8 protein-coding genes, 1 tRNA gene and 2 rRNA genes are annotated in these 10,974 nt (G+C 45.9%); 4 read left to right on the forward strand and 7 right to left on the reverse strand.

The features are described from left to right. Window positions 1–366 precede the first annotated feature (366 nt). The 4 genes from PUN32_RS09515 to PUN32_RS09530 all read right to left on the reverse strand — a co-directional run bounded on the left by PUN32_RS09515 (window position 367) and on the right by PUN32_RS09530 (window position 5,230). Window positions 367–2,172: an AMP-dependent synthetase/ligase gene (locus tag PUN32_RS09515; RefSeq protein ID WP_274722885.1), complete on the reverse strand. Its 1,806-nt coding sequence runs from the start codon at window positions 2,170–2,172 to the stop codon at window positions 367–369. A 175-nt stretch (window positions 2,173–2,347) separates the two neighbouring features. Further along, entirely contained in the window at window positions 2,348–3,307 is a 960-nt protein-coding gene (gene leuO, locus PUN32_RS09520) for a transcriptional regulator LeuO (protein WP_274722887.1), read from the reverse strand. A 304-nt stretch (window positions 3,308–3,611) separates the two neighbouring features. Next, window positions 3,612–4,700, reverse strand: a complete 1,089-nt coding sequence (locus tag PUN32_RS09525) for an MJ1255/VC2487 family glycosyltransferase (protein WP_274722888.1) — start codon at window positions 4,698–4,700, stop codon at window positions 3,612–3,614. Continuing rightward, window positions 4,697–5,230: a phosphatase PAP2 family protein gene (locus tag PUN32_RS09530; protein WP_274722889.1), complete on the reverse strand. Its 534-nt coding sequence runs from the start codon at window positions 5,228–5,230 to the stop codon at window positions 4,697–4,699. Before PUN32_RS09530 ends, PUN32_RS09525 begins: the two co-directional genes overlap by 4 nt. A 380-nt stretch (window positions 5,231–5,610) precedes the next feature. On the opposite strand from PUN32_RS09530, the gene leuA reads away from it, so the two are divergent. From leuA to leuD, 4 genes are all read left to right on the forward strand, one after another. Then, complete coding sequence (leuA, locus tag PUN32_RS09535) at window positions 5,611–7,161, forward strand: 2-isopropylmalate synthase (protein ID WP_274722890.1); 1,551 nt, start codon at window positions 5,611–5,613, stop codon at window positions 7,159–7,161. Between the two features lie 104 nt (window positions 7,162–7,265). After that, a complete protein-coding gene (leuB, locus tag PUN32_RS09540; RefSeq protein ID WP_274722891.1) occupies window positions 7,266–8,357 on the forward strand; it encodes a 3-isopropylmalate dehydrogenase in 1,092 nt (363 codons plus the stop codon). A 50-nt stretch (window positions 8,358–8,407) separates the two neighbouring features. Next, entirely contained in the window at window positions 8,408–9,811 is a 1,404-nt protein-coding gene (gene leuC / locus PUN32_RS09545; protein ID WP_274722892.1) for a 3-isopropylmalate dehydratase large subunit, read from the forward strand. A 15-nt stretch (window positions 9,812–9,826) separates the two neighbouring features. Further along, window positions 9,827–10,429, forward strand: coding sequence for a 3-isopropylmalate dehydratase small subunit (gene leuD, locus PUN32_RS09550; RefSeq protein WP_274722893.1), 603 nt, complete (start codon window positions 9,827–9,829; stop codon window positions 10,427–10,429). A 133-nt stretch (window positions 10,430–10,562) separates the two neighbouring features. On the opposite strand, the gene rrf (PUN32_RS09555) is transcribed toward leuD, so the two are convergent. The 3 genes from rrf (PUN32_RS09555) to rrf (PUN32_RS09565) all read right to left on the reverse strand — a co-directional run bounded on the left by rrf (PUN32_RS09555) (window position 10,563) and on the right by rrf (PUN32_RS09565) (window position 10,960). Beyond that, a 5S ribosomal RNA gene (gene rrf / locus PUN32_RS09555) occupies window positions 10,563–10,678 on the reverse strand. Window positions 10,679–10,720: 42 nt separating this feature from the next. Further along, window positions 10,721–10,796 (reverse strand) — tRNA-Thr (locus PUN32_RS09560). 48 nt (window positions 10,797–10,844) lie between these two features. Next, window positions 10,845–10,960: ribosomal RNA gene (gene rrf, locus PUN32_RS09565) — 5S ribosomal RNA — on the reverse strand. Window positions 10,961–10,974 lie beyond the last annotated feature (14 nt).

Here is a 10,974-nt window from a genome sequence, read left to right on the forward strand (position 1 = left end):
CTAATTCGAAAACGCTCCGCTTTCGGCTATGTCCTGCGTCTGTCATAACAGCCATCAGGTTACGTAACAAATGTAACGCGTTATGAACAATGGGTCTAACCCAAATTTGCGTGTTTTTTGAGCGCAACCAACAATCTGTGGATGATTAAGCATGCAATTTTGGCAGGTGATCGGGATTTAGATTGAATATCCAATCAGGCATCTAAAAAAAGTAGATTATTTTGTGGTTCCGCCGCATCAACCGCGTGCGGCAATAGGGGGTTGATGGCCATAAACAGCCTGTGTGATCCTGTTTGCCATGTAAAAAAACACCACCGGGTCGCTAAACCAGGTGGTGTCTAATCATCCACTTATCGCTTGAAGGGACTATTTCTTCGGCGAGTCTTGATACATCTCTTCGATTTCATCTTGATAGCGATCACTGATCACTTTGCGGCGTAATTTTTGGGTTGGGGTCAATTCACCGCTGTCCATCGAAAAGGCTTTCGGCAGTAGCTTGAATTTTTTGACCTGCTCAAACTTCGCTAACTCTTTTTGCAGTTCATTGACTCGTTTTTCAAACATTTCCAACACTTGACTGTGCTTAATCAGATCTAGTCGATTGTGATATTTGATGTTGAGCTCTTTGGCATACAATTCCAATGAATCAAAACAAGGCACAATCAAGGCGGAAACAAACTTGCGCGTATCGGCAATCACCGCGATCTGCTCGATAAAGTGGTCTTTACCAATCGCTCCTTCAATCAATTGTGGAGCAATATATTTACCACCAGAGGTTTTCATTAGCTCTTTAATGCGGTCGGTGATAAACAGGTTGCCATCTTGATCGATGTGACCCGCATCTCCGGTTTTCAGAAAACCCTGTTCATCAAAGCTATCCGCTGTTTCTTGCTCAAGCTTATAGTAGCCTCGCATCACCATCGGTCCGCGTACTAAAATTTCATTATTAGCACCAATTTTTACTTCCGCACCCGGCATGGTAATGCCAATTGAATCAGGGTTAAAACCGCGATCATCCCAACAAGAGACTGTCGCAGTCGTTTCCGTCATGCCATAACCTAGCTTGACGTTAATCCCAATTGCATGGAAAAAACGACCAATCGTTTCATCCAACTTAGCCCCGCCACACGGCATAAAGTTGATCCGCCCGCCAAGCAGTGCACGCAGTTTACTTAATACTAATTTGTCTGCTAATTGATGACTTTGCTTTAGCAACCAAGAAGGTTGTCGTTGCTGTTGATGGCAAACAACCATTTTGGCTCCCATATTGACCGCCCAAGCAAACAACACTTTGCGGATCAATGGTGCTTTAGACACTCGTTCATGGATAGCGGAGAAGATTTTTTCGTAAAAACGCGGAACGGCACACATCACGGTTGGACGCACTTCGCTTAACGCCTCACGCACATGAGCGACATCTTGCAAATAGCAGTTAACTACACCTTTGTATAATACATAGGCGGTCCATGCGCGTTCATACACATGTGATAGCGGTAGGAAACACAGCGAGATATCTTGCTCAGTTAGATTCAGTCGTTGATCATGCCCCTCTAACTGAGCGGCAATATTACGGTAATCGAGCATCACACCTTTCGGCGTACCTGTGGTGCCCGAGGTGTAAATCAAGGTAAATAGATCGTCATAGTTGGCTTGTGCCAGTAGCGTATCGAGTTGTGAGTGATCTTGGGTTTGATGTTGTGCGACAAAATCATCCCAGTAGATTGCACAATCCGCTTGCTGCAGATCAATCTCTCGGCTCATCGCTACGATCAAACGTAGCTCAGCACAGCGTTCAAACTGACTGAATGCCGCATCAAATTGCGCTTGCTCGCCAACAAAAACGATTTTTACATCGGCATTTTGTAAAATGTAAGCGGCCTGATCTGGAGTGTTGGTAGGATAAATAGGAACCGTCACCGCTCGGATCTGTAACGCAGCAAAATCGGCGATGGTCCAGCGTGGCATGTTATTGGAGAAAATCGCTATTTTATCTTGAACGCCAATTCCTTGCGCTAATAGGGCCATGGACAGTGCATCCATTTGCGCACCAAATTGCTGCCAACTGATGTCTTGCCATACACCGGCATTTTTATACTTGAGAGCAGCGCGTTCACCACCTTGAGTAATGCGTTGGCGGATCCGTTTAACGATGTGAAAATCTAAGTTCGTCATATCTCTTACCTATAGCTTACACCTGTAAGCCTTTTTTCAGCGCACGAGTGTACCTTCCAGCACCGAAAACACAACTGACCGACATCAAAATTATTGATGAATACTCATTCTGTAACAAAAAAGCCTTAAGCAGCATTCACTGCCTAAGGCTTAATTTTTTGCTGATGTATTAAGCTCAGCGCCGAGCGACCACTTCTCCGCAAATCATCATCAGTTGATCGCGCAGCCAAATGTGGCCTTTATCTTTCTCACTCGACTCATGCCAGCTCAAATAACCTGCAATGTTGGCATCAGCAAAAGGGAAAGTCAGGATCTGTAGCTGCTCACGATTAGCCGCACTCTCCACCATCCAACGCGGAGCTACGGTCACTAATTCAGATTGGCCGACCACGTACAACACATTGCTCAGGCTAGTCCCTTCATAGTAAGACTGGCAATCAAACTCACGATACGCCAGTTCAGAGAAACTACGTTGACCATGAATTTTAGACAGTTTGGCGTGCTTTTCATCCGCCAATTGCTCAGCGCTAATCGCGCCTTGAATACGTGGATGTAATTGAGAAGCCACCACCACCAACTCATCTTGAAAAATTTCTGTGCTTGAGAAGCCTTGCTCATCAAAGCGTGCATAATCGATAACAAAATCAATTTCTTGATAGCGCATACGCTCAGCAATTTGGCGATCAAACTCTGCATCAAGATGCAATTGTACACTGGGTGCCAACTCGTCAATCGAGGTCATGATCTGAGGAGCAAAACGCAAATCACAAGGGCTGCAAATAGCCAATTTAAATAGGCGGGTCGAGGTTTCTGGTGTGAAAACTGAGCTTGGTAATTCATTGCGGATCAACTGCAACGCCTGACGAATGGGGCCAAACAGGTGACGAGCGCGCTGAGTAGGCTGAATGCCACGCCCTTGACGCATAAACAGCTCGTCATTAAACATCACTTTTAAACGCGCAACCGCATTACTGACTGCGGGCTGTGACATTCCTAAGTTATGTGCCGCACGAGTGATATTTTGCTCTTGCATGACCGCATCAAATACGGTTAATAAGTTGAGATCAACCCCTCGAAGAGTGCTTTCCATACGGTAACTTGCAATGGCACTCATTGCGTCTTTTTTATCTAACATTTGCATGCCTCACAGTGTTATCACTCGCAATAGAAATGAATACATCGCGGGTGAATAAATAAGTGCTGTTTTTAATATTTACCGGCCAGATACTTGGTGGATGGCGAGTAATATCGACTAATTATTCAAGCCTTTGCAATAGCCTTGACAAAAAGTCAGCTAATTTTAGCCATTAATTAAAAAAAGCCTTATTAATCAATGTGATTAATTTTTATAAAAATCCATAAAGTTTCAAACATAATGGTTTTTTATGGATCATTAATGATAGTTACATGCATTTGTTTTAATAAGTTTAATATCCACGTCAAAACTGTTTTAACGTAGGATTCATAGGGTGGATAAGTTCATCGGTAAAGATCGTATAACTCGGAAAATCGACTTGTTGCCAGAGTTGCTGGCACAGCGTCGTACTATCATGCCACTGGCCCTGCAAAATCCACTCGACTAAACTCTCAGCCACATCAGGATAGCTGACACGCTCAGCTTGCTTTTCATCCAACCATCTACGCACACAGGTCGGGTCTAGGAACTCCATCACATTGGCTAGACCTAGTGTCTCAAGGGTTGCCGCATTACTCACTTGTTCAAATTGACCATGTAATGGTTTGATCAGCAATTTTTTCCCTAATCCTAATGCTTCCGAAGGCAGTTCAAATCCACCGCTGGTGATCACTCCCTGACATTGATGCAAATGATACTGAAAATTGCCATGCTGCAAACAATGCAACTCAACATTCTCTGAGCATTCATGGTGTTGTACATCAGGGTGGTAGCAGATAAAACGGGTGTGGGTAAAGCGATACAATAATTCGCAAATTTCATGAATATTTTCAAAGGGTAGATACACCAGAACAAAAGGTTGCTGACTGAGTGAGATCTTGGATGGATAGATAATTGGTGGCAAGATGGGCTGATCAAAATGATACCAGTGCAATCCCAAATGGTGATTAGCTGGCGCAAAATGACGTAAAATCTGCTTATCCAGCCAAGAAGCACCTTTTAACGGTACTGAATACAAAAAAGCATTTTGATGGCTAATACTAATACAAGGTAGCTGGTGTAATTTCGCGGCCCACGCGGTCACCGGCTCAAAATCATTTACAATCAAATCATAACCAGAGAGATCTAGTGTTCGCACTTCTTGCCAAAACTGCCACAGGCTATTATTACATAGTGTTTTGACGTAATTGACGTGACCATTTTCAGTGGCAAACGTCAGCCCGCGCCGAGTTTTAAACTCACCAAAACATTCCATCGAGAAATACTTATCCGCGGCACGCCCTGAGAACAGATAATCGACGTCCACCTGTCGTCGTTGTAGCGCTTCACACATCGCTCGTGAACGAGCAATGTGTCCATTGCCCGTACCTTGTACCCCATACAGTATTTTCAAATGGCTTTCTCCACCACACTAATCGCATAAGTTGCACTCGCAATGCCAAGCACAGCGCCAGCCAATACATCACTTAAGAAATGCACACCAAGTAACACTCGCGCTAGCCCAATCAATCCCGCCCAGCTCACCGCCGCCACATACCACTGTGGATAGAGGTAACCAATTAAAGTCGCCATCACGAAAGCCGCAGCAGTATGCCCAGAGGGTAAACTATACCGATCACTGGGCGTGATATAAGCCGTGACCAATGTACAGAATTCTTGTGGTCGGCGGCGCTGAAAACTATTTTTCAGCAGCCAATAGATCGGCAGTTCGATCGCAAAAGCCAATAATCCCATGGTCAAAAACTGTGCGCCGCATACGCTATCTAGCAACCAAGCAAGCAACCCCATCACAATGTAGAGATGGCCATCGCCAGTGTGGGAGATTGACTTACTAAAACGGGCAAGCGGAAGGTTATACTTGTGCTGTAAGCAGAGTAACGAAAAAGCCAAATCCAAATTAGCAATAGGTTTGATAACTCGCATCACACATCCTTTTGTCACTTAGGGTGATGTTTTGAGCTTATCGAGGACAAATGACAGTCCGGTGAAAATTGTTTGGCGAAATGGTGACAATAACGCTGACACTTTGGCCGCATTGCATAAAAAATCAACTTTGGGGTTGACGTGTTGTGTCGAGTACGGTACTAATCTGTTAACTTAATCGAGTGGATTGTTACCAATGACAATGCGTTTTTCTCTGCTACTGGGCCTACTACTGATCGTGGAAACATCACGCGGGTAGGTTGTGGCAGAAAAACACCACACAAGATAACAAACCCGCAGCCGATGCGGGTTTTTTTATCGCCGATTTTTATCCACATCTAGGAAGTGAGTAGTTAACTCTACCGTGCGAGGAAGCAAACATGAATGATCAGGTGATTATATTCGATACCACATTACGTGATGGTGAACAGGCGCTGTCTGCGAGCCTAACGGTAAAAGAAAAGCTACAAATCGCCTATGCACTGGAACGCTTAGGAGTGGATATCATCGAAGCGGGGTTTCCGGTTTCTTCGCCGGGTGATTTTGAATCGGTGCAAACCATTGCCAAAAACCTCAAACATAGCCGAGTGTGTGCTCTTGCGCGAGCGGTGACCAAAGACATTGATGCGGCAGTACAAGCATTACAAGTTGCCGAAGCGTTTCGCATTCACACCTTTATTTCTACTTCAACGATTCATGTGCAAGACAAACTGCGGCGCAGCTACGACGATGTGCTAGAAATGGCGGTTAAAGCGGTCAAGCATGCTCGCCAATACACCGATGATGTCGAGTTCTCGTGTGAAGATGCCGGCCGTACACCTATCGACAACCTATGCCGCATGGTGGAAGCGGCGATCAATGCTGGCGCACGTACCATTAATATTCCCGATACTGTCGGTTACACAGTGCCGAGTGAGTTTGGCAATATTATTCACACCCTATTTAATCGGGTACCCAATATCGATAAAGCGATTATTTCGGTGCATTGTCATGATGATCTCGGGATGTCGGTTGCCAATTCGATTGCCGCAATTCAAGCCGGGGCTCGTCAAGTTGAAGGAACTATCAATGGTATTGGTGAGCGGGCTGGCAACTGCGCATTAGAAGAGATCGCCATGATCATCAAAACTCGCCAAGCACTGCTTGGTGTGACAACAGCGCTAAAACATGAAGAGATCAGCCGCACCAGTAAACTGGTTAGCCAACTGTGCAATATGCCAATCCAAAGCAATAAAGCGATTGTGGGTGCCAATGCCTTTAGCCACTCTTCAGGAATCCATCAAGATGGCATGCTCAAAAACAAAAATACCTATGAAATTATGACCCCAGAATCGATCGGCCTAAAAAACCAAGTGCTTAATCTGACTAGCCGTAGCGGTCGAGCTGCCGTAAAAAGTCATATGCAATCAATGGGCTACAACCAAGACCAATACAACTTGGATGCTCTATATGAAGACTTCTTGAAGCTGGCCGATCGCAAAGGTCAGGTATTTGATTACGATTTAGAAGCCCTAATGCATTTTTCCAATTTGCGTGAAGAAGATGATTTTTACAAACTCAACTATTTAAGTGTGCAATCGGGCAGCCTAATGGCTACCACCAGTATCAAACTGCAGTGTGGCACGGAAGAAAAATGTGAAGCCGCCGTCGGTAACGGTCCGGTCGATGCTCTGTATCAATGTATCTATCGGATTACTGGTTATGAAATTGTGCTGGATAAGTTCGATTTAACCGCCAAAGGCGAAGGCGAAGATGGCCTCGGTCAAGCAGATATTATCGCTAATTACCAAGGGCAGAAATACCATGGTACGGGCATTTCAACCGATATTATTGAAGCGTCAGGTCAAGCGTTATTGCATGTTATCAACAGCATTCATCGCGCCAATCAAATAGCGCAAATTAAACAGAAAAAAAATCTGGCTACGGTTTAGGGCAATGGCCATTTTGAGGCGGCCACCCACTTGGTGGCACCGCAAATAACCCATCATATCCAGTAGTAGTAATCCAACTTACAAATCGTTCAGAAAGGACTCACATGATAGATAAACAATACAAAATTGCCGTATTGCCCGGAGATGGCATCGGTCCGGAAGTGATGGCACAAGCCTATAAGGTATTGGATGCGATAGAAAAGAAACATGGTTTACGCTTAATCCGTGAACAGCACGATGTTGGCGGTATTGCGATTGATCACCACGGCTGTCCACTGCCAGAAAGTACTTTGCATGCTTGCGAAAATGCGGATGCCGTCTTGTTTGGCTCCGTCGGTGGTCCAAAGTGGGAACATCTGCCACCCAATCAACAGCCTGAACGCGGTGCTTTACTGCCACTGCGTAAACATTTCCAACTATTTTGTAATTTACGTCCCGCTCAGATCCACCAAGGCCTAGAAGCCTTTTCGCCACTACGTGCTGACATATCTGCGCGCGGTTTCGATATTGTGGTAGTACGTGAACTAACTGGCGGCATTTACTTTGGTCAACCGAAAGGCCGTGAAGGCCAAGGCGATCATGAAAAAGCGTTTGATACTGAGGTTTACCACCGTTTTGAAATTGAACGTATCGCGCGCATCGCCTTTGAGTCGGCTCGCTTGCGTCGTAACAAAGTTTGCTCGATCGACAAAGCCAATGTGCTGCAAAGCTCGATCCTGTGGCGCGAAGTGGTCAGCGAGATTGCCAAGGAGTATCCCGATGTCGCGCTGTCACACATGTATATCGATAATGCCACCATGCAACTTATCAAAGATCCAGCTCAGTTCGATGTCATGCTCTGCTCGAACATTTTTGGCGACATTCTATCTGACGAATGCGCGATGATCACCGGCTCGATGGGCATGCTACCTTCGGCCAGCATTAATCAGAGTAAGTTTGGTTTATACGAGCCTGCGGGCGGCAGCGCACCGGATATCGCTGGTAAAAATATCGCCAATCCTGTGGCACAGATTTTATCAGCCGCACTGATGTTACGTTATAGCCTAGGCGAAGAAGCCGCTGCACGTGATATAGAACAAGCGGTAAGCCAAGCACTCGCCGCTGGACAGCTGACTGCCGATTTATCTGGCAGTAAACCGGCACTCTCAACCTCTGAGATGGGCGATCAAATCGCTAATTATATTTTGAATGCATAGGATCAAAGAGGTGCAAACCTCTTTAGCTCACTGAGCGCAAGGAACAAGCAATGTCAAAAGCCAAAACACTTTACGAAAAAATTTACGATGCCCATGTGGTCGTTGCCGCAGCGGGAGAAACACCGATTTTGTACATCGACCGCCATCTAGTCCATGAAGTGACTTCTCCACAGGCCTTTGATGGCTTGCGTGAAAAAGGCCGTACCGTTCGCCAAGTCAATAAAACCTTTGCCACTATGGATCACAACGTCTCCACCACCACCAAAGACATTAATGCCTCTGGTGAAATGGCACGTATCCAGATGCAAACTCTTTCCAAAAACTGTGCAGAGTTTGGCGTCACTTTGTACGACATTAATCACAAATACCAAGGGATTGTACACGTGATGGGGCCTGAACTCGGCATTACCCTACCGGGAATGACGATTGTCTGTGGTGACTCACATACCGCCACTCACGGCGCATTTGGTTCACTGGCTTTTGGTATCGGCACCTCAGAAGTCGAACACGTATTGGCTACCCAAACTCTGAAGCAAGGGCGTGCCAAAACCATGAAAATTGAAGTGCGTGGCAAAGTGGCTCCAGGTATCACCGCCAAAGATATTGTACTGGCGATCATCGGTAAAACGACTGCAGCTGGGGGGACCGGTTATGTTGTGGAATTCTGCGGAGAAGCGATCCGCGATCTCTCCATGGAAGGGCGGATGACCGTCTGTAACATGGCGATTGAACTTGGAGCCAAAGCGGGCTTGATCGCCCCCGATCAAACCACCTTCGACTACATCAAAGGCCGAAAATTTGCCCCTCAAGGTGAAGATTTGTCTGCTGCGATTGCATATTGGCAAACTTTAACTACCGATGATGATGCGCAGTTTGATGCTGTCATCACTCTTGAAGCGCGAGACATCAAGCCACAAGTCACCTGGGGAACGAACCCCGGGCAAGTGATTGCGATTGATGAGCCGATTCCATCACCCAGCCAGTTTGGTGATCCGGTTGAGCGCAGTTCAGCAGAAAAAGCGCTGATTTATATGGGGCTAGAAGCAGGCAAAAAACTGTCCGACTATCCAGTTGATAAAGTGTTTGTCGGTTCATGCACCAACTCACGAATTGAAGATATGCGTGCCGCCGCCGCGATCGCAAGAGGTAAGAAAGTTGCTTCTCATGTGCAGGCTCTCATTGTACCGGGTTCGGAGCAAGTTAAAGCCCAAGCCGAAGCTGAAGGGTTAGATAAAATCTTTATTGAAGCAGGGTTTGAATGGCGCTTGCCAGGATGTTCAATGTGTTTAGCGATGAACAATGATCGCCTCGGGGCGGGAGAGCGCTGCGCTTCTACATCTAACCGCAACTTTGAAGGACGACAAGGGCGTGATGGTCGGACACATTTAGTCAGTCCAGCCATGGCAGCAGCAGCCGCGATTGCCGGTCATTTCGTCGACATTCGTCAGTTTTAACTCAAGGAGAACCCGATGTCAGGATTTCAACAACATACCGGTTTAGTCGTGGCGCTGGATGCCGCTAATGTTGATACCGATGCGATTATTCCAAAGCAGTTTCTGCAAAAAGTAAATCGTAGCGGATTTGGCAAACACCTTTTTCACGATTGGCGCTTTTTGGATGATGCTGGTGAGCAACTAAACCCCGATTTTGTGATGAATCAGCCTCGTTATCAAGGCGCGAGCATTTTACTGGCGCGCGAAAACTTTGGTTGTGGCTCATCTCGTGAACACGCCCCTTGGGCATTAGCCGACTATGGTATCAAGGTAATTATCGCGCCAAGCTTCGCTGATATTTTTTATGGCAATACGATTAACAATCAAATGGTCCCAGTTCGCTTAACCGAACAACAAGTAGAAGAGCTGTTTAACTATGTTGAACATAATCAAGGGGCGACCATCACCGTTGATTTAGAAGCGCTCAGTGTGTCGGCTAATGGCAATATCTATTCTTTTGAAATAGATGATTTTCGCCGTCATTGCCTACTAAATGGTTTAGATAACATCGGGTTAACGCTCCAGCATCAGGCAAAGATCACTGAGTATGAAACAAATATCCCCAGTTTTCTAAAATAGATCGCTTTGATTAAAATCGAGCATACTCACTAGGCTGCCAATAGGTGGCCTTTTTATCGCATTATTAATAAAGACATGCATAAATCTCAAATAGCAAAAAGCCGCTGTATCACTACAGCGGCCTTGAAAGCAAACCTGGCGATGTCCTACTCTCACATGGGGAAACCCCACACTACCATCGGCGCTACTTCGTTTCACTTCTGAGTTCGGGATGGAATCAGGTGGGTCCAAAGTGCTATGGTCGCCAAGCAAATTTTATAATGTTAGCTTAATGCTACTCATTGAAATAGATGGTGCTGATACCCAGAATCGAACTGGGGACCTCATCCTTACCAAGGATGCGCTCTACCGACTGAGCCATATCAGCACACAAACTTTTAAAGCACGTTATTTATAGCGCACTTTGTAATTAAAAACCTGGCGATGTTCTACTCTCACATGGGGAAACCCCACACTACCATCGACGCTGTTTCGTTTCACTTCTGAGTTCGGAATGGAGTCAGGTGGGTCCAAAACGCTATGGTCGCCAAGCAAAATTCTGTTTT

The sequence above is a fragment of the Vibrio chanodichtyis genome (assembly GCF_028863985.1).
GTDB lineage: Bacteria > Pseudomonadota > Gammaproteobacteria > Enterobacterales > Vibrionaceae > Vibrio > Vibrio chanodichtyis.

Coding starts and splice junctions, on each gene's coding strand:
- leuC (WP_274722892.1), top strand. CDS start 8,408: ATGTCAAAAGCCAAAACACTTTACGAAAAAATTTACGATGCCCATGTG.
- leuO (WP_274722887.1), bottom strand. CDS start 3,307: ATGTTAGATAAAAAAGACGCAATGAGTGCCATTGCAAGTTACCGTATG.
- leuA (WP_274722890.1), top strand. CDS start 5,611: ATGAATGATCAGGTGATTATATTCGATACCACATTACGTGATGGTGAA.
- leuB (WP_274722891.1), top strand. CDS start 7,266: ATGATAGATAAACAATACAAAATTGCCGTATTGCCCGGAGATGGCATC.
- PUN32_RS09530 (WP_274722889.1), bottom strand. CDS start 5,230: ATGCGAGTTATCAAACCTATTGCTAATTTGGATTTGGCTTTTTCGTTA.
- leuD (WP_274722893.1), top strand. CDS start 9,827: ATGTCAGGATTTCAACAACATACCGGTTTAGTCGTGGCGCTGGATGCC.
- PUN32_RS09515 (WP_274722885.1), bottom strand. CDS start 2,172: ATGACGAACTTAGATTTTCACATCGTTAAACGGATCCGCCAACGCATT.